Annotated in this window: 20 protein-coding genes and 1 pseudogene; 14 read left to right on the top strand and 7 right to left on the bottom strand. The window is 32.7% G+C overall.

Going from position 1 to position 23638, the window contains the following annotated elements; genetic code table 11:
- Positions 1–3: 3 nt before the first annotated feature.
- A complete protein-coding gene (gene dptF / locus ACQKEV_RS01270; RefSeq protein WP_427442610.1) occupies positions 4–2289 on the bottom strand; it encodes a DNA phosphorothioation-dependent restriction protein DptF in 2286 nt (761 codons plus the stop codon).
- A 187-nt stretch (positions 2290–2476) separates the two neighbouring features.
- Here dptF and dndB point away from each other — a divergent pair, with 187 nt between their 5' ends.
- The 12 genes and pseudogenes from dndB to ACQKEV_RS01330 form a co-directional block, all read left to right on the top strand.
- Positions 2477–3574 carry a DNA sulfur modification protein DndB gene (gene dndB, locus ACQKEV_RS01275; RefSeq protein WP_427442612.1) on the top strand — a complete coding sequence of 366 codons (1098 nt, stop codon included), beginning with the start codon at positions 2477–2479 and terminating at the stop codon, positions 3572–3574.
- 1 nt (position 3575) lies between these two features.
- The gene (gene dndC, locus ACQKEV_RS01280) at positions 3576–5168 is read left to right on the top strand and encodes a DNA phosphorothioation system sulfurtransferase DndC (RefSeq protein ID WP_427442614.1); all 1593 of its coding nucleotides are present in this window, start codon (positions 3576–3578) and stop codon (positions 5166–5168) included.
- A 15-nt stretch (positions 5169–5183) separates the two neighbouring features.
- The gene (gene dndD / locus ACQKEV_RS01285; RefSeq protein WP_427442616.1) at positions 5184–7172 is read left to right on the top strand and encodes a DNA sulfur modification protein DndD; all 1989 of its coding nucleotides are present in this window, start codon (positions 5184–5186) and stop codon (positions 7170–7172) included.
- Complete coding sequence (locus tag ACQKEV_RS01290; protein ID WP_269927372.1) at positions 7169–7540, top strand: DndE family protein; 372 nt, start codon at positions 7169–7171, stop codon at positions 7538–7540. The genes dndD and ACQKEV_RS01290 overlap by 4 nt, the downstream gene beginning before the upstream one ends.
- A gap of 8 nt (positions 7541–7548) precedes the next feature.
- The gene (locus ACQKEV_RS01295; RefSeq protein WP_427442618.1) at positions 7549–8667 is read left to right on the top strand and encodes a cysteine desulfurase family protein; all 1119 of its coding nucleotides are present in this window, start codon (positions 7549–7551) and stop codon (positions 8665–8667) included.
- A gap of 207 nt (positions 8668–8874) precedes the next feature.
- Positions 8875–9093: a hypothetical protein gene (locus tag ACQKEV_RS01300; protein ID WP_427442620.1), complete on the top strand. Its 219-nt coding sequence runs from the start codon at positions 8875–8877 to the stop codon at positions 9091–9093.
- 198 nt (positions 9094–9291) lie between these two features.
- Positions 9292–10743 carry a DEAD/DEAH box helicase family protein gene (locus tag ACQKEV_RS01305; RefSeq protein WP_427442621.1) on the top strand — a complete coding sequence of 484 codons (1452 nt, stop codon included), beginning with the start codon at positions 9292–9294 and terminating at the stop codon, positions 10741–10743.
- 24 nt (positions 10744–10767) lie between these two features.
- Positions 10768–10944 carry a hypothetical protein gene (locus ACQKEV_RS01310; RefSeq protein WP_427442622.1) on the top strand — a complete coding sequence of 59 codons (177 nt, stop codon included), beginning with the start codon at positions 10768–10770 and terminating at the stop codon, positions 10942–10944.
- On the top strand, positions 10944–12938 hold the full coding sequence (locus tag ACQKEV_RS01315) for an AAA family ATPase (protein ID WP_427442623.1): 1995 nt from the start codon (positions 10944–10946) through the stop codon (positions 12936–12938). The genes ACQKEV_RS01310 and ACQKEV_RS01315 overlap by 1 nt, the downstream gene beginning before the upstream one ends.
- Positions 12931–13392: a DNA phosphorothioation-associated protein 4 gene (locus tag ACQKEV_RS01320; RefSeq protein WP_427442624.1), complete on the top strand. Its 462-nt coding sequence runs from the start codon at positions 12931–12933 to the stop codon at positions 13390–13392. The genes ACQKEV_RS01315 and ACQKEV_RS01320 overlap by 8 nt, the downstream gene beginning before the upstream one ends.
- 42 nt (positions 13393–13434) lie before the next feature.
- Positions 13435–15885 carry a hypothetical protein gene (locus tag ACQKEV_RS01325; RefSeq protein WP_427442625.1) on the top strand — a complete coding sequence of 817 codons (2451 nt, stop codon included), beginning with the start codon at positions 13435–13437 and terminating at the stop codon, positions 15883–15885.
- Between the two features lie 333 nt (positions 15886–16218).
- A pseudogene (locus ACQKEV_RS01330) lies at positions 16219–16465 on the top strand (IS21 family transposase); the annotation flags it as partial.
- A 139-nt stretch (positions 16466–16604) separates the two neighbouring features.
- Here ACQKEV_RS01330 and ACQKEV_RS01335 read toward each other — a convergent pair.
- From ACQKEV_RS01335 to ACQKEV_RS01350, 4 genes are all read right to left on the bottom strand, one after another.
- Positions 16605–17054 (bottom strand): hypothetical protein, encoded by a 450-nt coding sequence (locus tag ACQKEV_RS01335; protein ID WP_427442626.1) that lies wholly within the window; start codon positions 17052–17054, stop codon positions 16605–16607.
- Positions 17015–17299, bottom strand: a complete 285-nt coding sequence (locus ACQKEV_RS01340) for a hypothetical protein (RefSeq protein ID WP_427442627.1) — start codon at positions 17297–17299, stop codon at positions 17015–17017. Before ACQKEV_RS01340 ends, ACQKEV_RS01335 begins: the two co-directional genes overlap by 40 nt.
- 790 nt (positions 17300–18089) lie before the next feature.
- Positions 18090–18416, bottom strand: coding sequence for a nucleoside triphosphate pyrophosphohydrolase (locus ACQKEV_RS01345; RefSeq protein WP_427442628.1), 327 nt, complete (start codon positions 18414–18416; stop codon positions 18090–18092).
- A gap of 306 nt (positions 18417–18722) precedes the next feature.
- Positions 18723–19634 carry a glycerophosphodiester phosphodiesterase family protein gene (locus ACQKEV_RS01350; RefSeq protein WP_427444788.1) on the bottom strand — a complete coding sequence of 304 codons (912 nt, stop codon included), beginning with the start codon at positions 19632–19634 and terminating at the stop codon, positions 18723–18725.
- Positions 19635–19931: 297 nt separating this feature from the next.
- Between ACQKEV_RS01350 and ACQKEV_RS01355 the strand changes: the two genes are divergently transcribed.
- Both ACQKEV_RS01355 and ACQKEV_RS01360 read left to right on the top strand, forming a co-directional pair.
- Positions 19932–20066, top strand: coding sequence for a hypothetical protein (locus tag ACQKEV_RS01355; protein ID WP_427442629.1), 135 nt, complete (start codon positions 19932–19934; stop codon positions 20064–20066).
- Positions 20067–20656: 590 nt separating this feature from the next.
- Positions 20657–21430 carry a TerC family protein gene (locus tag ACQKEV_RS01360; RefSeq protein WP_427442630.1) on the top strand — a complete coding sequence of 258 codons (774 nt, stop codon included), beginning with the start codon at positions 20657–20659 and terminating at the stop codon, positions 21428–21430.
- A 277-nt stretch (positions 21431–21707) separates the two neighbouring features.
- Here the strand turns inward: ACQKEV_RS01360 and ACQKEV_RS01365 are convergent, their stop codons facing one another.
- Both ACQKEV_RS01365 and ACQKEV_RS01370 read right to left on the bottom strand, forming a co-directional pair.
- Complete coding sequence (locus ACQKEV_RS01365; RefSeq protein ID WP_427442632.1) at positions 21708–22538, bottom strand: lipase family protein; 831 nt, start codon at positions 22536–22538, stop codon at positions 21708–21710.
- A gap of 36 nt (positions 22539–22574) precedes the next feature.
- The gene (locus ACQKEV_RS01370; RefSeq protein ID WP_427442634.1) at positions 22575–23405 is read right to left on the bottom strand and encodes a lipase family protein; all 831 of its coding nucleotides are present in this window, start codon (positions 23403–23405) and stop codon (positions 22575–22577) included.
- Positions 23406–23638 lie beyond the last annotated feature (233 nt).

Below are 23638 nucleotides of genomic sequence, written 5' to 3' on the forward strand. Positions count from 1 at the left end.
TTATTACTCCCTTTCAAATACAAATGATTCAAAATCACCACGTTTAACCATGTAAAATCTATTATCTTGTGGAAAGTGAACGAGCATTTCTTTCTTTTTATCTCCAAATTTATATATTTTTTCGATAAACTCTACGAACTTAATTCCATCCTCAGCATCTTGTTTATTTGGTCGATATCCTGCTTGAACCTTCCTAAGCAATTGGTATAGTGGATAATCAATTTCCAAATATATATTGTTTGAAATCTCACCATTTTTATAACCTAAGATAATTGATGACTTGAAGGTATCAATTGATTCTTCAGTTCTCTTTGAAAGATGGTCTAGAGTTGGACTTAAGTTTAATTTTTGGGATAATCGAAATTTTTCTGAAGGATTATTAAGATATATATATTCCTTTTTAGGACTGCCTTTCCATTTGAAAATTGCTGATTTAATTTCTTCATAAACATTTCTAATATGGTGCAAATCGCCAATATTAAAAAAATATAAATTATTAAGGTAATCTTTATAATCATGGGTACTAATTGAAAATGAAAATTCCTTATTAACTAAGTAGTTTAATCGAACAAAGAACTCAAAAAACATATTAAAAGAATGATTGATTAAATTATTGTCCGTTATTATTGGATCTATCCAATTTTTTGATACTTCGTCTTGAATATACTCATTAATAATAGGAGTCCAATTACTTAGCGTATTCAAATTTACTGCGAGTTGATCAGTATAAACGGATCTATAGTGGATTGGATCTAATTGGCTGATTGCTTCCAATATTATCGATCTCTCTCTTCTATTAAATAACAGGTTTGGCAGTGATTGTTCTAATACTTCAAAATCATTTAGAAGCTTTTTATTAACAACAACATCGGGTATTAATATATCTGCTAAAAAATTAAGAAAGGCTCTCGCTGAAATTACTAATTTTTTCTTTATAATCGATTGGATAATAAGTTGTATGATTTGTTCTTGAACAAATGAGTTTTGCATAAACTTGTAATTTTCATGAACAATTGTATTAAGATTTCTAATTTCGTCTTCTTGTAAAGCTAAATAAAATGGATTGTTTAAAGAAGGACTAAATACTTTGTTAATTAATGCAGAATAAAATGTTGATGTTGGTCCATTTACAGTAAGTTCGTATGAATGATAATCGTTAAAACTTAATAAATCTATATTTCCCTTACTAAAACTTGCAGTAATATTGTTTGAAAATAGTTCACTATTTTCAATAAATATTTTTAGCTTTTTATAAGTATAATTTTTATGATTTCTATAAATAAAGTTATGCAATACACCCATATTTATTGCGAGAATTATTTTACCCGTAGAACATTCGATTTTCTCATCAGAAAAATTGTTCAATATTTCTTCTAGAGTTTCCATTGAGTCTTTATTTGGAGAAAAGCTTTCTGTAGCATCGTTGTATATAATGTAATCTTTAATTAAATCAGGTCTTTTTTCTTTTAGATAGGCTAATAAGTGGGATTTTCCATCCCCAACACTACCACATAATAAAATTAGATTTCCTGAATTTGAATCTCTAGTGTTTAAGATGTTTTCAAGATCCAATTGGATTTTACGATCAACGTGCATATAGTCTTTAAAAGCACTGAAGTGACTTGCATTCTCAATGGCTTCTTGTGAAGAATCCTTTAAACGTGTCAGTTCCCTTAATAAATAACTTTGATCATTTTGTAAATCCTTTGTGAGAATGTTAGATGACGTTTCTATTTTTTCATCTGACTTAACTTTAGTAATGTCTGTTTTAAAAGAATTTTCAGGTTTCAAATGGTTAAAATTAACTAACCCGATAAGTTCTCCAATTTGTTTCCTAACAATGTCCTCTATATTTTCTTTTGGTTTTATTTGAGGTGTTTGATATAAAGGTATTTTTAATTGTTGTTCAAGAGAATAGACCTCATAAAACCAAACCCCAATATTGTACATTTCCTTATGTAGCTTAAATGCTTCTGTAATATCATTAAATTGCCCATCATGTGCAGCTTTGTTACCAGCTAAACGGATAATATCAAACGATTTTTGGATATCTCTCTTGAAATAACCTTCTTTAGAAAGGAATGATATTTTATCGTTTAATGAAAGATAAAAAACCTCAATATTTTCATGCTTAAATACTTGGGAAATAATTTCTTCAGCAAAAACTCGAGCTTTTATTATTGAACTACTTGGATCCTCGAATATTAATTCTTCCATTTTTTTTGCTATTTGAGCTCCTATAGGGCTACTATCTTCTAAAAAGTTTAAAAAACCTCCGTTGAAGGTCATCAATTATCAACTCCGAAATTTCATATTAATTACATTTTAACATAGGGGATTGTAAATAATAAGGAAGTTAAGTTTAATGCGAGTTTATTCATACAATACGAATAAAGGTTCGTCTTTTTCCTTGTATTTTATGTGAAACGGTTTTATAATAATATTAAAATTACGTACGTAAATGGAGGGTATTACATTGGACGCGACTTTTAGTTATAATTTCCCTGCGATTAGAGGTATCCAAGCAGGCAAGGAATATTTTGTTGCGATGTGTCCACTCAGAATTATACCGAAGATATTTTTATTTGATGAAGATGAGATTCCACCGGAACATCGCTCTCAAAGAATTCTGAACAAGGCTCGAATTCCTGAGATGACCAACTACATTGTAGATAATATAAATGATTATGTTTTTTCCTCGATTACAGCTTCTGTTGATGGTGATCTTTATTTCACACCGTTTAATCAAGATGCTAATTCAAAGGATTTAGGACAATTAAGAATTGCTCTGGACGCTCGATTTTTAATTAATGATGGGCAGCACCGTCGAGCAGCAATTGAGGAAGCATTAAAGTTGTCTCCAGAGTTGGGAAGTGAGACAATTTCTGTTGTATTTTTTCATGATCATGGGTTAAAAAAATCGCAGCAAATATTTTCGGATCTAAACAGACATGCGGTAAACACCACTTCATCAATTGGGATTTTATATGATCATCGTGATAAATTATCCATCATAACAAAAGATATAATTGCGAAGATTCCTTTATTAACAAGATACACCGATAAGGAAAGGGTTTCCCTATCTAAGAATTCCCCAAAAATATTAGCGTTGAATCATATCTATAATACTAATTTGAAATTACTAGGTAAAAACAAGGGTGAGAATATTTCCATTAAAGATGAGGAGTTTGTGTATGAATTTTGGTCCTTATTATGTAACTCGATAATTGAATGGAATTCTGTTTTGAAAAAAGAGATTAATACAAGAGAATTACGTGCTAATTATATTGTTGGACATGCGGTTTTTGTTGAAGCATTAGGAGTGGTTGGGAAATATCTACGTGAATATCACTCAGATGATTGGACTACTTATATAAAAAAATTATCAAATATAGATTGGCATAGGACAAATAACTCTCTATGGTTAGGGCGTGCTTTTAATCATAATGGTCGTATACAAAAAACAAGCCAGACAATACAGTTGACGGCTATTCAAATTAAGAATCTTATAGGTTTGCCTCTAACTGACACAGAAAAGCAAAACGAAGATAAGTTTAATAAAGGAGTTGAATGAAATGAGCGTTGGATTAATTAGCGACATATTCACAAATAAATTAAATATCGTTCAAGATGCTAAAACTCAAATAAAAACAGCGTATAAAATGGATGATCGACCATGGGTAGTAGGATATAGTGGTGGGAAAGATTCTACTGTGGTTGTACAGTTGGTTTTTGAGGCTTTGAGTGAAATGAAAAAAGAAGAGCTTCACAAAAAAGTATATATCATCTCTTCAGATACTTTGGTAGAGACACCTTTAATAATTAATTCAATAAATCAAACTTTGAGAAGAATTCAAGATGAGGCTTTAAATAGAGACTTGCCTTTTGAAACTCATAAAGTAAAGCCGAAAGTTGATCAATCCTTTTGGGTAAATATTATTGGTAGAGGTTATCCCTCTCCTAACCAACAGTTTAGATGGTGTACTGATCGTTTAAAGATAGATCCAGCAAATCAGTTTGTTACGGATAAAGTTTCTTCTTTTGGAGAAGTAGTAATGGTTCTTGGAGTGCGAGAAGATGAAAGTACAACAAGAGGTAATGTGATTCGTTCCCATACTGTGGAAGGAAAACTATTTATGAAACATACTACACTTTCAAATGCATTTGTATATGCACCAATTCGTTCGTTTGCATTGGATGATGTTTGGGATTACCTATTAAACCATCCATCACCTTGGGGAGACGACAATTTTGATTTACATCGATTATATCAAGATTCTAGTAGCGGGGAATGTCCATTAATCGTTGATAAATCTATAAAAGAAAGTGCTGGGTCTTGTGGGAACAGTCGATTTGGCTGTTGGGTATGTACTGTTGTAAATGAAGATAAAGCACTTACTGGTTTTATACAAAGTGGCCACGATTGGATGAAACCATTGTTAGACTTCAGAAACTGGTTGGCTTCTATCCGAGATGATCGTACAAAAAGAATGAAATATCGAATGAATGGCCAAGTCTATTTTAAAGAAGTTAAAATAGAAGAAAAGGACGGGAAAAAGCAAGTTTTGATTCCCAAAAAGTCAAGCAGAGCTAAGCACTATATACCGGTTGATGACTATACAATAGTTCAGAAAAATGATCTAAAAACATATGTAGCAAATAATAATATAGATCTTAGTAACAAAAATGATCATAAAATTCTTGTGCAGTATGAAGAAGAATCTCTAGATGGCCAGATTGTCATAAAACATGCACTTTTAGGTCTAGGACCATTTAATTTAGATACAAGAAAAGAAATCTTAGAAAAATTATTAATGGCTCAAAAAAATCTCCAACATCCTGACGATCCACACTACGAACTGATCAGTGTAGAAGAACTTAAGGCTATACGTAAAATATGGTTTAAAACTGGAAACTGGGAAGATTCTATACCTGCTATCTACGAGAACATTATAGGTCTCTCTTATGACTGGGAAATAGACGATCGACCACTATTTAACAAAGAACAAATATCCGATTTAGAGCTTTTATGTGATCAATACAAAATTGATCTAAAAGTTATGAAAAAACTTATCTCCATTGAAAAAGACTATGCAGGCTATAAAGTAAGACGAGGTTTAATGGAAGAAATCGGCAAGACTTTGAAACAAGACTACTTACATTTGTAAAAATGAGGTTTAACTATGATTATTAATGAGATTCAGTTAACAAATATTGGGCCATATAAAGGATTCAACCGCTTTGACCTTCGCACAGAGAACGGTAAAAATGTCATTCTCATTGGGGGCGAAAACGGAGCAGGTAAAACTACCTTGTTAAATGCAATTAAACTAGGCTTGTTTGGAGCGTATAGCTTTGGGCATAAAAATGAAAGTAATGAGTATTTTAAAAGAATAAAAAGCATGTTGAATCATCAAGCGAAGAAAGAAGAAAGCGATGATTTTAAAATAAAACTTGATTTCACTCTAATTAACAATTTCGAAAAAATTAACTACTCTTTATATCGGACATGGCATATAAAGAAAATGACTCTTAAAGAAACGTACGATATTCTTGCAAATGGCAAACACTTAAGTGACTCCGAGAAAGATCTATTTCAATCACAACTTAAGGAAGTAATGCCTCCTCAGCTATTAGATTTCTGCCTATTTGACGGTGAAGAAATAGCACGAATTGTCAATAAGGATTTATTGTCTGAATACTTAAGTAAGTTATCGAGAGTTGTTTTTAATTTAGATCTATTTGAGGTTCTTGAAACCGACTTGATGACATATTCAAATCAAACACTTGATTTTAACAAAATGACATCATTTGAAAAGGAATTATTCCGTTTAAATGAAGAAGAAAAACATTTAAAAGAAGAAATTAATAAAGTAACTGCTTTATTAGAGGATCTTAATAAACAAAAGCAAGAATACACTGAGGAATATATCTCTTTTAAAAAAGACTTTGATACACATGGTGGACTAATCAAAGCTCAAAGAGATCAGATCTTAAAAGAAATAAATATATTAGAGCAGGAAAGAAAACAAAACACAGAAAAGATTAAAGAATTCGTATCTACACTTTTACCTTTCCTAATATCAAAACAATTGTTAACTAGAACAAGAAGTCAAATTGTTAATGAAGAATCTAACCATTTATTCAGACAGTTAGACCAAAAGTTATCACCTGAAAAATTAGAAGGATTGATTAGTTTGTTTTCTGATAAACTAAGTGATGAAAATATAGCTGCCAAATTAAAAATATCGTTATTGGATCTAGTTAAACCTGAAACAGTAATTAGACAAATTCATGGTGCATCATTTTCTGAAAGTAGTTTAGTTGAAAATATGTATCATTCTGTTTGTTCTACCGAGGCTATCGGTATTACTTCGATGATCAGTGAAAATAGAAAAAAGCTTGAAAATCTACAAGTTCTTCGTGGAAAACTAAAAGTAAATGATTCCACCAATGAGTTTAATTCTATGCTAAGTAATATGGAGAAACTGCAAATACAATTAGTTAATATAGATCAAAAAATAGTGAATCTTGGTTCTAAAATAACGGATTTAAGAAATAAATATAATAATCTTTCCACATCAATTGAAAAGCATCAATTAGTTATTAAAGATACGGAAAAAACAAAAAGTTCTTATCTAGAATCTCAAAAAATTATAGAATTGAGTAAAAGATTTAGAGAATTACAACTCAAGAAAAAACTTCAGGAAGTTCAAATTGAAGCATCGGTTTTGCTGAAAAAAATGTTTAGAAAGCAAAATTATATAAACTCGATTAGAATTGATCCGAAAACTTATAACGTTGTATTGCTTGATTCCCAAAGCGAAGAAATTGAAAAAACAACGTTATCTGCTGGAGAAAAAGAAATTTTAATAATTTCACTAATTGGATCTATTTTTAAATGTTCGGGAAGAAAAGTTCCTTTCATTTTTGATTCTCTATTAGGTAGATTGGATAAAACACATAAATCAACTTTGTTAACAGAGTTTATCCCGAATTGTGGTAGACAGGCAATTATCTTATCCACTGATACTGAAATAGATGAGGTACATTATAAAATGTTGAAAAATCATATCTCTAAAGAATATATATTAGATTTTGACGTTATTAACAAAGAAACCCATATTAAGAATTATTATTTTCCTGTCATTAAAAATGAGGTGAAAATATGAATTTTCGACTTAAAACATCTAAACATACCGGAGAATTGCTAAATTCTCTTCAGAGTAGCACAAACCTAACATGGAACGTTTTGGCCCGGATTGCTATAGCACTATCGGTGAAAAATCCTGCTCAACCTCCAAAAGTAGAAGATAAAGCAGGGGTTGATATTCATCGTAATGCTTTAACGGGAGAAAATGATTACCTATTTAAAGCGATTATTAGACAACATGCCCAATCAAGTATATCTGACGAAGAATACTTTCCCGATTTGTTTAATGCTCATTTAGAACGAGGAATCATCCTCCTTGAAAATGAATATAAGCATGCAGGGAATTATGAGAAATTATTATTGAATCTATTAAAATTGGAAGAATAGGTGATGAAATGCTCTATTTAGACAATAGTGCAACTACACAAATTTTACCGGAAGTAAGAAGTGCAATGCTTCCATATTTAATGGAGGAATACGGAAACCCTTCTAGTAAATATTATTTAGTAGCTGAAAATGCTAAAAATGCTGTAAAAGAAGCAAGGAATTCTATTTCATCCTTGCTTGGTTGTACAGAGCGAGAAATTATATTTACTAGTGGGTCAACTGAAAGTAATAATATGATTATTAAAGGAGTTGCAGATTATTACTCTAAAAACGGTAATCATATTATTACCACTAAGGTAGAACATCCTTCCGTTTTAGAAACTTGTAAATTCTTAGAAACAAAAGGATTTGAAGTTACATATTTAAATGTAGATAACTTCGGAAGAGTGGATTTGAGTGAACTATCCTCGAGCATTACTGATGAAACTATATTGGTTTCGATTATTTGGGGTAATAATGAGTTGGGATCTTTAAATGATATGAAAGCAATCTCTGAAATTTGCCTTGAAAGAGAAGTTTTTTTGCATACAGATGCAACGCAAGTAGTTAGTAAAGTTGGAATCGATTTAATAGAGTTTCCTGGCATTAAGTTCTTGTCATGTTCGGCTCATAAATTTCATGGACCTAAAGGAATTGGAGCAGCTTTCATACGTAAAGATCGTTATGACATATTAGCAAAAATTACCCCCCTAATGCATGGAGGGGGTCAAGAAGAGGGTTATCGAAGTGGTACATCAGCAGTTCATAATATTGTCGGTATGGGCAAAGCTGGAGAAATGGCGCAAACGAACCTCTCAAACAATATTAAGAAATTATGTGTTTTAGAGGGGTATTTAACTACTATACTGAATGGTAAATTTAAGGATATGCTAATATTTAATCATGATAATGAGCATAAGATTCCAGGAATATTAAGCGTTCAATTTAAAGGGATAAATAATGAAATATTAGTAAAAAAGTTAGCTCCTTTCATAGCCGCCTCTACAGGTTCTGCATGTAGCTCAAGTAAACCTTCACATGTACTCGATGCAATTGGTTTGTCCATTGATCAAGTGAGAAATACGATTAGATTTTCATTATCTCCAACTATTGAAAATGAAGACTTAAATATTTTTAATGAACTATAGTTAATGACTTATGGAAGACTTATGTGGAATATATGTATAAATATATATAAAGGGAGAGACGTCTGAGAAATACTTTCAGTCGTTCACTTGCGCCTTTATAAACTACTAAGTTTTATTGAGAACGATCATTTTCTATCTATAAAAATATGATATTAGTTATTACAATATCTCTGAGAAGTATTTAAGAACTCAAAAGGAGAATCTGAAATGGAAGAATTAGAAACGGTATATGTGATTGAAACATTAGAAGATTTATATGTAGTGGAAGATGAAGTTTTTGAAGGGAAAGTTTTGGATGGAGTATTAGAACTAGCCACACGATTTAACTCCCGTCGAGAAGCAAATGTTTTTTTAGCAGAGATGAGTGAAGCAGGAATCTCTGGGAAAATAAAGGAAGCTAAAATCTTTATTAAAGTGATGAAATAATAGTAGAAAATAAAAACATATCTTGGTTGGCTTGTCCTATTAAAGGATGGGTCTTTTTTTTATTTCCAATATATATAAATTAATAATGAACTAATCTACAATAGAAAGTAAGTTAATAGAAAAGTTTGCTTGTTCAAATCGTTTAGCTTGAAGTGGTTTTATTTATGATAAAAGAGGTTTAAAAGGAGTTCGGTCCCTTTGGAAAAGAAAATTCCGCATAAAAAAGATGCCAGTATTATTTCAGATCCGGAGGTAAGTTATATAGAAGAAAATAAAGAAGAAATTAAAGAATATTACCCATTGATTCCACCTCATTTCCAGATTAGATTATATCAACAAAATGCAATTAAGAGTTGGTTTCGTAACGATTGTCAAGGCCTATTAGAAATGGCAACGGGTACTGGAAAAACAATTACAGCTCTATCAGCTATAGCAAAATTAGGAGAGGTAACTAAACGCATTGCTGTGATTATAGTCTGTCCCTATACACATTTAGTTGACCAGTGGGTTAAAGATATAATTCTATTTAATATGTCTCCGATTGTTGCTTACCGTTCAAGGAAATTATGGGAAGATGATCTAGCTAATTATGTTTCGGCATTTAATAGTGGAGTAGTTAATCACTTTTGTTTAATTACAACTAATGCCACGTATGCCACTGCTACAATGCAAAAAATAATTAGTTCCTTTAAGGGAGACATTGTTTTTGTGGCTGATGAAGCACATCATTTAGGTGCTGCAAAAAGCAGGAAGCATTTAAATGAAAATTTCCCCTATAGGCTTGCATTGTCTGCAACCCCAAATCGATGGTTTGATGAGGAAGGTACTTCAGAATTAATTAACTATTTTGGGGGGAAAGTTGTATTTGAGTTTGGATTAAATCAAGCAATAGGACAATTTCTTACTGAATATTATTATTATCCTCACATAATCGTATTAGAGGAAGATGAGAGTGAGAAGTATTTTGAAATTACAAGAAAAATAATGAAAATGTATCCAAAAGAAGATACTTCCAGAGATGATAATAAATCAATTGAAGGTTTATTAATTGAGCGTGCACGAGTTATTAATCATGCTAGAAATAAGATCGGAAAATTAAAAGAAATTATGCTGGAGCATAAAGATGATAGTCATAATATCGTTTATTGTGGTGATAGTAATGTAGATGGTAAGAAGCAATTAGATACTGTTGTAAAATTACTTGGCACAGATTTAAATATGAAAGTGCATACATTTACTTCACGTGAAGATGGGAAAACCAGAAAGAATTTGTTAGAAAAATTTGAGTCAGGTGAGTTGCAGACTCTTGTAGCCATTAAATGTCTGGATGAAGGTGTAGATGTCCCGGCAACACAAAGAGCTTTTATATTAGCAAGTAGTTCAAATCCAAGAGAATTCATTCAACGAAGAGGAAGAGTTCTAAGAAAACATCCAAACAAGAAATACTCCTATATACATGATTTTATTGTGATACCTAGAAACTTAGAGGATATAAAATATATTGAACAAACTTTATTTAATACTGAAAGAAATATGATAAAACGAGAATTAAATAGATTTAGTGAGTTTGCTAGTCTAGCTATAAATGGTCCGCTAGCTCACCAAAAATTAGATCAAATAAAGCATGCTTATAATTTATTAGACATATAGAGAAAATTTAAGGAGGAGTTTTGTATGCGCATGGAGAGAGAGAAAATAGAATCTTTATTAGCTGAGTTACCTGATTCTAGCGCTTTAATATTGAAAGAAATACTACAAGCAGAAAAAGAAGTCTTACATCTGAAAAATTTACAAGGGACTACAATTATTAACGATATTGTTAACATTGTAAAAGAGAGGATTAATGAATAATGTTAATTCAATACATTAAATTAAAAAATTTCAGACAATATTATCAAGAACAAACGATTGAATTCTCTAGATCGGCTAATAGAAATGTTACGGTTATACACGGTGAAAATGGATCTGGTAAAACGGCTCTTCTAAATGCATTTAGTTGGTGTTTGTATGGATTGCATAATCTTCCAAATGAGAAAGATATCATAAATGAGCATGCAATTGCAATAGCAATAGAAGAAGTAGAAGGTTCAGTTACGATTAATTTTATTGATAGTGGAAAAGAATATACTGTAACTCGAAAGATTAGAGCGAAAAAATCCTTACATGGTGAAGTTACATATTTTGAACCAGAAGTTCAAGTAAATTATATAGAAAAAGGTGGATTATTTAGAACAGTAAATAATCCTACTGTTGAATTAAATAGAATACTTCCTGAAGATTTAAGAACTTATTTCTTTTTCGATGGAGAAAGAATAGATAACTTATCAAAAGAAAGTGGAACAGAAGATATAAAAAAAGCAATCAAAAATATTATGGGTCTTGAAATACTTGAGAGAGCCATTACACATACAGAGAAAGCTAGGATTAGATTTAGAAGTGAGCTAAAGAAGTTTGGTAATTCTCTAATTATTAACATCATTGAAGAGCTTGATAAATTAGAAGGAAACCGCGAAGAATTAAAAGAACAAGAAATTCTTCAAAAAAGTAACTTAAGTGCATTAGATAAACAAATAATTGAAGTTGAAACCCGGTTAAAGCAAATAGAAGGAGCAAAACAATTACAATCTCAAAGAGACAATAAACAAACAGAGCTGCTTGAGATTAAACAAACGATTAAAGAAATAAGAAAAAATCTCAAAGAAAAAATGAGTAAAATCGGTTATCTTGCATTTAGCTACTCAGCCACTCAAAAAGCGGATACAATTATCAAAAAAAACAATAGTGCCGTAGATGTATTTACAGGTGTTAGTAGTGTATTTATAGAGGAAATCATTTCTAAAGGTCAATGTATCTGTGGGAGTTCCCTAACATCAAATTCCATACATTTAGAACAACTAAAACTCCTAAAAGATAGTTTAAATCTTAACACCTACCAAAATAATATTTATGATATGATAGGCAATTTAAAAGTCATTAAAGAACGAAAGATAAATCTTATTTCTGAATTAAAAAAATTGAAGAAAAATGAAATTACTGAAATACAAAAGGTAAATATGTTGTCAGAAGAACTTGACGAAATAAGCTCAAAGCTAACTGGTAAAGAGACTGAAGAAATTGTTGAATTAGAAAATAAAAGAGTGGCACTAGTAAATCAAAAAAGTTTGGTTGAAAGGCGATTAGGTGTTATAGAAAATGATTTAGAGACCGTCCTAAAAAATATCAAAGAAAAAACTACTGAACAGAAAAAGTATCAAATACTTGAAGAAAAAGGATTATTGACCCAAAAACGCATGGATGCATTGCAGCAGCTCGAGATTGTGATGCAAGAGATCCTAAAAGTACGGGAAAAGCTTGTTAAATCACAATTGCAAGAGAGAATAACTAAAGTTTACTCTCAGTTTTTAAGAAAAGGTTATGACGTTCAGCTTGCAGATAACTATGAATTGAATGTCTTAAACGAAAACAAAAATATTGTTGGAATGTCCCAAGGAGAAAGACAGATTACTAGCCTATCTTTCATAGGGGCAATAGTTGACATTGCACGAGAACACTATAAAGATCAAAAAGTTGATTTTGATGAAGGCGGTATATATCCTCTCGTAATGGATTCTCCATTTGGAGCTCTCGATTCGGATCATAGAGAAAGAATTGCAAATGGAATTTATAAACTCGCTGATCAAGTTGTTGTAATAGTGTCTTCCTCTCAATGGAAAGGAGAAGTAAGTGAGCATTTAAAGGATTATATTGGAAAAGAATATAAACTCCTTTACAATGATCCACGACAAAATAAAGTAAGACCTTATGAATATACCGAAGTTGTAGAGGTGGTTAGTACAAATGTCTAATAGAAGAATTAAACGACCTAAGAATCAAGAGGACGGTTATAAAACACTCATAGATTCGGAAGAATTTGGGGTTTTTTCAACATACAAAGATGTATTTATGACTTCTGGGGCCATTGGGTTTATGGAACAAAAAAGAATGAAATTCTCAAGTTCTGCAGAAGGAATTCCTTGGAGTGTTTTCACATTAGATACAGATGAGACTATAATTAATGCAATAGCGTTAGTAGAAACGGAAGATATCTCCATTCTTAAGGATGATCCAGATTCGTTTGATAAAAAGATGCAAATTTTTGAAGAATATGCAGCAGGTGGTTTTGAGATACTTTATAACCTTGTGACTGATAATCCCAAGGTTGCATTAACTTCGTTATTTGATTTTATTATGAGTATGGAAGATGAAGTGAATGATAAAGACAGAAATTTAAGAGGTATAGCAGATATGCTATCCTTTTAGGCATTTAAACAATAGAAATAATTAGAGAAGGATGTAACTTGAATGGATATCCTAGATATTGTGAATTCTCATCTTAAGGATCGAGAGTTTCTTGTAGTAGACAAACTTCATGATATTGTAACTAAACTAAATGGTGGAGACAGTCTTGAACAGTTATCCAGTTTGTATAAAGTAGAACCCGGTATAATAAAAAATTATCTTAAAAAAGAAAACTACTATCTTGATTTTAATTCCAATAAATGGTTAAAAGAAAACCAGTCTGAAGAAGTAGTAGGAGAGTATATTTCAGCTGAACAAATAAGTACTGTTCCGTTCAAATTATTCTACGGAAGTAATTTGTATGATTTGGCCGATCAATATAATGTATCAATAAATACTTTGATAGAAACATTAATAAGGTATAACTATAAAAAACGTTGGACTTCTTTTTATAATGCTAATAATCAATCCTTAATACAATCGGATGTATTAAAGATTGTAAATTTACTTAATTCCAAGAAGAAAAGTATTGAAGATGTGGCAGATCAATTAAAAATTGAAATAAATGAGTTAAAAGAAACGCTTAAAGAAGCTAACTTTCGAAAGGTGTGGACCTTAGAATCGAAAGTAGAAGCTTCGAAAATCGAGACATATATTGAAGGAATTACAATTGTAAGAGATTTAGATACAGGAACACTGGAACATATTATAACTAGTGGGACAAAATTTTATACTAGTCTTCAAGTTAATACTATATTAGGAATAAATTCGAACTACTTTTTTAGTCTATCTTCAAATAAATTTATATTGAACAAACATTTTTTACAGCTTAATAAAGAAATTACAAGAAAAATAAATCTTGCAATTCCTTCTCTTAATGCAACGCAGTTTGAAATGTTATTTAGTGAATTTGGATTAAAATTATTAGCGGAATTAAGTAATCAGAACGGCAATTTTATCCAATTTAGAGATTTGGAATACCTAAAACGTGACCATCAAATCGAAAATCAAAATAGTATAACTAATATCCAGACCAAAAATGATGAAATGATAAAAAATGAAAATATACTTAAACATACGACGGATATACTCCAAAATGTTTCATATAAACAACATACTCCATTAGAGAAAGTTATAAAAGATGTAGAATATTTAGAAAAGATAGTAAATAGGTTGAATAAAGGAGAATCACTGTATGATGTATCTAATGAATTTGTAATAAACAGAAAATTGAGAGTGCCATTTGTTACAAATTTACAGGCTAGATTAGAATACGAGGGATACCTTTATAACAAGGAAATGAAAAAATGGATTAATAATAACAAAACTGAAAAAGACTTAAAGAATACAAAAAAAAATGACAATTCTAAAAAAGAGATAAATATTGAGGAGATAATAAGTTTTCTTAATAAAGAGAATTCGTTTGTGAAGGTAGTAGACACATTTGGCATAAAAAATTCAGAGTTAAGACTTCTATTAAAAAGTAAAGGGTACAAATATGATGGCTTCTTTAAGTTATGGACAAAAAAAGATAGAAACGAATTACTAAAAGAAGTGTCTGAAGATTTAAAAGAAGGGAGACAAACACTCACTGAGTTAGAACAAAGAGGGGTAAACACTTCTGCTCTAACTAAAGAAATTCAACATCATTCAGTAATGAATCAAATTAATGCAAAAATAAATAACAATGAACTTAAGAATGATAATATATCAAGTGATGCAACAACTTCTTTGTCTAAAGGTGAAAATGAAAATGATGTGATTATGAACGATGAGCACAAAGAAAATAATAGCAAGAATCAACAAGTATTTGATGTAGAAGAAACAAAATTATTACGTCAAATGCTATTAGAATGGAAAGCTGAAAAAAGTAGTAAAGCAATAGAAAATGATCTTAATTTAGAGGTAACTTTTAGATTAAATAATAAAATACTTAAACAAATTGATAATTACTCTGAAGAGAATATGATAAGTAAATCGATGGTCTTAGAAGAAGCTTTAATACAATTTTTTGGGAATGAAAAGTTGTTAAATAATGAAAATGATGTAAAGATGAGTGATAAAGATGATAGAAATAACAAAGAGAAAAAAATCAAAAACGAAAAAGAATTAGTCATAAATAATACAGCTAATCCTAATAATTGGGATTTAGCGAAAGAAAATCTTCTTATTTCATCGATATTAGATGGAACTCGTGAGGGACGAACGTTAAGATCCATTACAGAAGATGTATCCAAAGAAATTGGGATTTCAGCCACTGCTTGTCAATCATATTGGAGTAATAAGGTTTCGGAAAATTTAAAAGAGGAATTTTATGCCATTAAGTTAGACCAAGAACTGAATTGGTCAGATGAAGATATGAAACTACTAAATGATCTAATATTTGTGGAGTTTGCTCATCTTACACCATATGAAGTACTGCCCATTGCAAGTAACAGATTGAAACGCCACGTAGATGTGGTAAGAAAGAAATTGTTTGAATTACAACGATCAAAGAGATTAAAAAATAAATAAGTAACGTTTTCCCTTTAATTATGACCATAGCCCTTTTCTAGTGGATTTGGAAGGGTTACCATCTGACTTCATTCATTATAAAAGACCTTTCCTTCCTTTGTACAAAATTAGGTTAATCCTTACGATAAGGACTGACAGGAGTTTTGAACGTCCTCTCACCGAACGTTACGAACCGTTAGGTGAGAGGACGAAGTAATACTTCCTTCCTACTCGATTGAAGGTTATTCAATTGTGATTTATTTATGGGAGTCTAGAGTAGTCAATGCCCGTTTAATTCGCTCATTCAGTTCCTGATACTCTGCATTTTCGTACATCTTCATCATGGCCGGGCTTAGTGTCTATAAATATTTAGAAATGAGATTTGAAGAAGCTCGAGAGTACTTAGGGAATTCTCATCGGAAAGCGAAGAAACTTGATCCTTTTCGGGATTGGATTGTCTCATGGTTAGAAGAGTACCCGCATTTAAGTGCGGCGCAGATCCAAGACTGGCTTTTGGAGTGTTATCCATTTTATATGTAAGTGAAGTGCGTGAAATCTATCAAATTGAGAAAAAGCGATTTTGAGGCAACAAGAGGCCATTGTTTAATAACCGATAACAACCGATGGGTAAGTAGCTTCAGATCGACTGTACCACTCTGGGTCGCCTGAGCAGAAGCGTGTTGAAAATATTTTTCGGTAAACTATTTTGGACGTAAATGTAAATACTTTATTTCTTTTTTCTATAGCTTTTCTATTATGAATCCAACTCTATTTATATAGGTATCTAAAGGTTCTAGACTTATTGATTTTAAAAACCAACTACTTTCATTCCATATGAAGTGAATAACAACATCTATTTGGTTAAAAGAGGAATTTGCAATCAATTCGTCTCTTGAGGCATTAAGATATATCTGTAAGTTATTTTCTCCCCATTCTAAATGATTAAATACAGCAGGTATTTTCTTTTCAAGTGCCTCGGTCCACTCATCATCCCACCACTGATCATGTATCGTGTTTTCATCTAAATTAACGGTCAAAATTCTAAGATTTGCTAAACCATCCGAATTCATACTATAGGTACAAAATGTAACAAGCTTATATCTTGACTGGAATATTGTTGGTTGATAAACATAATCACCGCCTTGGAGACCTAAATCAAACCATCTAAAAGCAAACGCAACAACATCCATTTTTTCCGGAATAGAGATGATTTTTTTTTTCCAAATTCATTAATGAACTTTAATTCATTCATAACAAAAAGATAATCCTTCTCTTTTTGCAAATTAATAAAACTAGATAAAGTAATTTCACTAGGATGTGGAACAAAGGATGGCTTCATTTTGTTTGGGTGCGCTAGATATAACCCCATGTCAAGACTTGAGCTAACATAATCGTAAGGAAGTATGATTTCCCAGATAGATTGATCTTCAGCCAAATAAACTCACTCCATTTCATTATTTTTCTAATGTATGTTTCCTGTGATTGTATTATTTATATTTTTGAAGTTGGGTTTAATGTATGCCATTAGGTATTTACTTACTGAAGGTGACTTTAGAGGGTACCAAGTATTATTCAAATACATTTTATTCTTCACTAATAGCCCCGCTTCTTTTAAAAGGTAGAGAAGAATGGGTGTAATACTTGATGTTTCAATATGAATACTCCAGGTATGTCTTTTTGAAAAGTCACATTGTATTTGGCAAGTAAAATATGTATGAAATTTCATTTAATAATGTCACTTGCCAATACATCCTTTTTAAAAATATTTTTGAATTAATGCATCCGATATAACAGAAAAGATTTAAATTGAGAAAAAGTCCTTATAAAAAAATCCGAAGTTCAGTTAATCGTTTTATATGATTGTGTTTTAACCGAACTGATTCTCGAGCCTTTTCAAATTGAAATTGAAAAGGCTAAGAGTTGTAAAGCCAACAAAAAACAATATATTTACATGAATTTGAATTGACTAACAATCGATGAATCTTACTGCTTATAACACCATTCTTTGGAGGTAAGTAAGTTATGAAGGAATTCGTCAGGCTACGAGGAAAGATAAGAGTGCGATTAAGTGGTAAGTTAATATTGGGTACCCGAAACTATTAATTCGAAAACTATTACTTTACCCGGTTTGTAAAACTACATGAATTACGAAGAACTAAACGCCTTTGAATAGGGCTGGGCTCCTTCATAATAAAATCCTTGGAATGATAACCATCCCAAGGATTTTATTTGTCTTCAACTTCAATCAAGTAGAAGCCTTTATCAAACCCACCACGCTTCTCTCGCTTAGCCAAACGCACTTTCTCTAATTCCTCTATACTAGAACCATGGAGTGGCAACACAGCATAAATTAGCTCCAATAAATCTGCTAGTTCTTCAACAGCATCTTCATTAGTAGGAGCTTCCTGGTACTCCGTCAACTCCTCAACCAATTTATTCATAATCTCAATGGCATGTTGATCTGTGTCCAGGATATTCATCCTGAATTTTTGGTTTTTTGCTTTAATGATAGAAGGGATTCCGTCTCGAACTAGTTTGTTGTAGATGGGCATAATAAGAGTCTCCTCCATAAATCTCTTTAATTATTAAGAATTATAGCATTCTATTTTTCTGTTATTGTGAGATTAGGTCTACACAAGCAGCCGAAATTGCATCTTCGGCTGCTTACTCTTTCTATAGGAAGGTCAATTCTTTATTCTTTAGTAGACCAAAATAAAAAACCAATACAGTAGGTTGAAGGAGAGTGACGAACCCATTCGCTCTTTTACTCCCTTGAGTTATGGTGCAGCCAATAAACGTCCATTGATCCCCCAAAAACCTAAATCCATAACATGAAATTTCCTAATTTAACAAGGCTATCATTTCACGCTCGGTGCAATCAAATCAACTCGATTAGTCCAAATCCCTCCAGAGTAATTAAGAGGCAACCTGTTCAAGTCTTCTTTCGAATCAAATCCTTCCGACCAACCTCCGTCACCTGCCACTACAATGACTCTCGTATCTACCTTGTCCATACGGTTTAGGAATTTGTTAGGCCAGCCCCATATCCACGGAGCATAATTTTCAGGGATATGAATCTGTGAATGTTTACACGCATTAGGCATTATGCCAGTCCAGCCAACACCTATATATGGTAGAACACAACTTTTTAAAGTTTCTTTTGACATGACACGCAAGTGTGGCATACGTTTTTGCAAAGAGGCAATGGGTTCATCGCCACCATAGACCGTCAACTGCTCGAGTCGATCTTCAGGGAGATGGGAAAGGAAATCAGCTAGTTGTTCACCTTCTTCTGGATCATTGCTTTTAATATGAATCAAAAACAATTGATTTGGAAAATGAGTCAACACTTCATCCAAGGTAGGCATGAGACCGACACCTTTTCCACGGAAGGGGTAGGTTTTGCCGTTATCGGCTGTATAGCCATAGCCAATATCCATTTTCCTCAGCTCGTCCATTGTATAATCGCTGGCCATTCCTTTGGCGTTGGTGCGGCATTCCAAAGTCCCGTCGTGAAACACGGCGAATTGTCCATCTTTTGTTGGCTTGATGTCCAGCTCGACCATATCGGAACCGGCATCAAATGCTGCTTGCATCGATGGTATTGTATTTTCAAGATAAGGGTGATCTGGTTCGTATATTCGCTCCGCCGTACATGTATCCCCTTCGATTCCTTCCATGCTAAACGTTTGGCCAAGACCCCGATGGGCAAGAAGGAAGGGCTCAGTCTGTCGTTCTTTCGTGAAGTACGAGCTATTGTTGAAAAACATGAACAAGATCAGTGCAATGACAAAGAGGAATAAATTCCTTAACCACTTTTTTCGCTTCAACGATTTTCCCTCCTCAAATTTAAAATTTCCTAATATGACGTCAACCGTTTACTTATGGTTCATGGGTTATACATCTAATTGGCCGTAAATTAAGTTTCTCTTTTTCAAGTTCAAGTTCAAGTTCATAATTTCATAAAAAAATCCATTTTCTAAACAATGTCTTAATACATCATTAACATCCTCTCCATATTCATCCACTACACTTAAGGTGCAAGCTCTAATCCAAGGAGGTTCTACATGAATCAAACACGTTTGAAAAAGAGACCACTACCTATCGCTATCCTTTCATTTTTAGTCATCAGTGGAGTCGCTGGAACTTTTGCTACGTTTCCATTTCATAAACGGCAACGGATCCCTTTAAAAGTTAGATAAAGGAAAAACAAAAATGCGATTTAAAGGAGAGTCATTAACGTGGAAATTCAACGAAAATCTTGGGAAAACATTTTTTTGATCCGATTTATCGACTTCTTAATTAAGTCCACTCAAAGGGCTAAAGCAAAGAGATTATCTTATTCAAATTCATCACACACACCTTGGATTTAACTAATCAAAATTTTTGACTTACTTAGTATGTTAATTGAGGTGAGAAACTTGGATACTATTCGTCTTGTATGTCCTGTAAACGCAAATCTAATAAAAAAATCAGGAATCACCACTTTTTTGATTACACTCTATCTGTTGGCTATTTAAAAATAAAATTCTTGGAACCCTCGTAATTAATTGAACCAGAACGAACTGATTTCTAGAAAGTTTCTTCGAATAGTCGATCCGAACTATTAGCAATTAAAAAAGGACTGGTACCTTTTATAGGAACCAGTCCTTAAACTTGTCTATAAAAGATGGTTCTTATCGTTGGACAACAATGAATCGCCAACATAAGATTATCTTTAGATGGTAAGGGTAATAGTATTTTTAGCGAAATTATTACATCACAATTCAAGTTTTAGAATGGAGAGTTATTTATGGAGTCTATCTGGATTGAATATGCTTGGGCGTTATTAATTCTAATCGGATTAGAAGGTTTGTTGTCGGCTGACAATGCACTTGTCCTAGCAGTAATTGCTAAGCATTTACCCGAAGATCAGAAAAAAAGAGCGATAAACTACGGCATTATCATGGCCTTCTTTTTCCGATTTGCTGCACTTTTTGCCATTTCTTTTATCGCAAACGTCTGGCAAGTACAGGCGATAGGAGCAGCTTATCTTCTTTACTTGGGCTTAAAGCATGTTATTCAGGCCAAGTTCGGGAAAGAAAATGAGAATATTCGCGAGGAAGTTAAAGAAGAATCTGCAGGGAAAGGGTTCTGGCCCACAGTAGGGAAGATTGGTTTAGCTGATCTTGCTTTTGCAATTGATTCGATTTTAGCAGCGGTAGCTATAGCCCTTGGTCTTCCGGATTCACCACTCGATGATTTTGGCGGCATGGATGGAGGAAAGTTTATTGTTGTGCTTCTTGGAGGGATTGCGGGTCTTATCCTGATTAAGTATGCAGCAACCTGGTTTGTCCAGCTACTCGATCAACGACCAGCATTGGAAACTACGGCATATGCAATTGTGGCTTGGGTCGGTGTCAAGCTTGCTGTAATTACTCTTGCCCATGATGATATTGGTGTTCTAGACCATGATTTTCCCCACAGTACCATTTGGACTCTGATTTTCTATGGAGTATTAATTGGTATTGCTCTACTCGGTTGGTTTGCACCGGCTAATAATTCGTTAGAGAATGAAGAATTATAAATGAGAAAATAAGATGAGGGTGAGTATAAGTTTTTATGTAAGCTGAGTACCTTATCGCTCTTTTAGTAACAATTGCTTGGATAAAATGATTAAGATTAGACAGCAAAAAGAAGAGTTTATTTTCGGAAATAAACAATAAATATAGTAAGTTTTCCAAGAGCTAGCTGCCTTTACAGGGTGGCCGGCTCTTTCTGTCCAATCGGAAAATTAAGAAGCAAAAGCAGTTTGATGCTGCCTTTGCTTCTTATTTTTTTCAAAAACTTAATTATTTGTGGAGCTACTCACCGCATTTTCCAATAAACGGAACACATAATCCCGTATCGGGACAATAACCCGGATTATTAGCACATAAAGCTTTAGTAAAACTAGGATTCTGTTGGCTTAGGTTTTTAAAATAGCAGACAATCTCATGGTTCCGTACTGCTACACTATTCAGCTGAAAAGAGAGGGCATACTTCCTGTTAACATGCTGATAGTATAATCCTTTCTGTGTAAAAGGAGGCGGATACGCTTGATCCGGTAAAGTCGGGATAATGTCGTGGATATTGTAAATGCGATCACTATTCTTTACCCTTTGGTCGAACGTGGAAGCAAAGATCGGGTCTCCTGCACGCGGACTGCCATATGTATACACGGAAGGATTTTTAAACCCGGTGTTCACCGCAATATCCAAAGCAGCTAATACTGCTAAACCTCCTCCTAAACTGTGGCCAGCAATTAACAGTTGTTTTGTTGGAGAAAGCTTGTTTAATTCTCTGATAAATTCATTTCTTGTCGATTGATAAATACATGTAAATCCGCGATGCGTTTTTCCTGCATTTCTGACAAAAGGATAAGGTACTTGATATAAGTCTTGATCCGACTCATTATCCTTAAATGTCCGCGTTCCTCTAAAAGCTACAATAATTGTTTCTTGTGACTCTGCAATAAAACCAAATACTTCCGACTCTGGCTCCTCAACACCAGCAAGCGCGCGAATGGTATATCGGAGACTATAGCCTTTTGGTAAGATCAGCTTTCCATTTTCAAAAAGTTGATAGGACTGGTGAATCATGACCGAAAGCAATATCGCATCTTTCGTATTAAAAATATTCTTTGTTGAATTCATTTTGCAGCTCCTTTCTTTTATTCAAAACCTCAAACGCTAACAATTTCCTCGAAAAGGAAAACACATTTCTGTATTTGGACAAAAACCTGGATTTTCGAAACATAATGATTTAGAAAAAACAGGATTCATTTTACTGAGGTATTTAAAATAACAGCCAATCGCATCATTACGGGTCGTATTATTTAACTGAAATGAGATGGGGAATTTTGTATCAACATGTTGATAAACTAATCCTTTCTCCGTAAAAGGAGGTGGATATTTCTTTGCTGGGAAAGTTGGAAAAGAGTCATGAATATTTACAACACGAACACTATTTTTGACCTCTTTGTTGAAGCGGAAGGCAAAGTCAGGGTCTCCAACACGCGGACTGCCATAAGTATAAACATAGGGATTTTTAAATCTGGTGTTTACTGCAATATCTAATGCCGCTAACGTGGCCAAAGCTCCTCCGTAGTTGTGACCGGTAATAAACAGCCTTTTTGAGTCAGGCAGTTTGTTTAATTCGCTTATTAATTTATTTCTTGTTGATTGATAAATACAAGTAAAGCCACGTGACGATTTCCCCCCATTTCTAACAAAAGGGTAAGGTACTTGAAGTATGTCGTAGGATGCTAAAAGATCTGTAGGATATGCCGCGTATCCTCTAAATGCTATAACGATTTGTTCTTTAGATTCAGCAATAAAACCAAATACTAATTCCGTAGGATTCTCCACGTCAGCAAAAGCACGAATGGTGTATCGAAGTTTAAAGTCTATTGGTAAAAAAAGCTTCCCTTCTAAAAAGAATGGATATGTCTGATAGCTCATTGCTGCAAGGAATATCGCGATTTTACTATTAAAAACAATGTCTTTATCTGAAAAAACCATATACACAATCCCTTTCCTAATTTAGGCTCAATTTTGTCTACGTTAACATATGAATTAAAGTCCTGAATTACTAATAGTGTTGGGTTAACGGGTACCTGTGCAAAAAATAATTCAGATTATAAACGACAATTGCATATGTTTTTTCTGAAAGTTGTAGGTAAGGGGTTTCTTAAAAGGGTGGCTGAATAAATCCTCATTTATATAAATAGTCATAAATTACGCGGTGCCACCCA

It is taken from the genome of Paenisporosarcina sp. NPDC076907, from assembly GCF_050269735.1.
In the GTDB taxonomy this organism is placed as follows: Bacteria; Bacillota; Bacilli; order Bacillales_A; family Planococcaceae; genus Paenisporosarcina.

Bases quoted from the DNA above. Each gene is read 5' to 3' on its own strand.
- dptF (WP_427442610.1), bottom strand. From the start codon at position 2,289: ATGACCTTCAACGGAGGTTTTTTAAACTTTTTAGAAGATAGTAGCCCT.
- dndC (WP_427442614.1), top strand. From the start codon at position 3,576: ATGAGCGTTGGATTAATTAGCGACATATTCACAAATAAATTAAATATC.
- dndD (WP_427442616.1), top strand. From the start codon at position 5,184: ATGATTATTAATGAGATTCAGTTAACAAATATTGGGCCATATAAAGGA.
- ACQKEV_RS01290 (WP_269927372.1), top strand. From the start codon at position 7,169: ATGAATTTTCGACTTAAAACATCTAAACATACCGGAGAATTGCTAAAT.
- ACQKEV_RS01295 (WP_427442618.1), top strand. From the start codon at position 7,549: ATGCTCTATTTAGACAATAGTGCAACTACACAAATTTTACCGGAAGTA.
- ACQKEV_RS01300 (WP_427442620.1), top strand. From the start codon at position 8,875: ATGGAAGAATTAGAAACGGTATATGTGATTGAAACATTAGAAGATTTA.
- ACQKEV_RS01310 (WP_427442622.1), top strand. From the start codon at position 10,768: ATGCGCATGGAGAGAGAGAAAATAGAATCTTTATTAGCTGAGTTACCT.
- ACQKEV_RS01315 (WP_427442623.1), top strand. From the start codon at position 10,944: ATGTTAATTCAATACATTAAATTAAAAAATTTCAGACAATATTATCAA.
- ACQKEV_RS01320 (WP_427442624.1), top strand. From the start codon at position 12,931: ATGTCTAATAGAAGAATTAAACGACCTAAGAATCAAGAGGACGGTTAT.
- ACQKEV_RS01325 (WP_427442625.1), top strand. From the start codon at position 13,435: ATGGATATCCTAGATATTGTGAATTCTCATCTTAAGGATCGAGAGTTT.
- ACQKEV_RS01335 (WP_427442626.1), bottom strand. From the start codon at position 17,054: ATGGATGTTGTTGCGTTTGCTTTTAGATGGTTTGATTTAGGTCTCCAA.
- ACQKEV_RS01345 (WP_427442628.1), bottom strand. From the start codon at position 18,416: ATGCCCATCTACAACAAACTAGTTCGAGACGGAATCCCTTCTATCATT.
- ACQKEV_RS01350 (WP_427444788.1), bottom strand. From the start codon at position 19,634: ATGTTTTTCAACAATAGCTCGTACTTCACGAAAGAACGACAGACTGAG.
- ACQKEV_RS01355 (WP_427442629.1), top strand. From the start codon at position 19,932: ATGAATCAAACACGTTTGAAAAAGAGACCACTACCTATCGCTATCCTT.
- ACQKEV_RS01360 (WP_427442630.1), top strand. From the start codon at position 20,657: ATGGAGTCTATCTGGATTGAATATGCTTGGGCGTTATTAATTCTAATC.
- ACQKEV_RS01365 (WP_427442632.1), bottom strand. From the start codon at position 22,538: ATGAATTCAACAAAGAATATTTTTAATACGAAAGATGCGATATTGCTT.
- ACQKEV_RS01370 (WP_427442634.1), bottom strand. From the start codon at position 23,405: ATGGTTTTTTCAGATAAAGACATTGTTTTTAATAGTAAAATCGCGATA.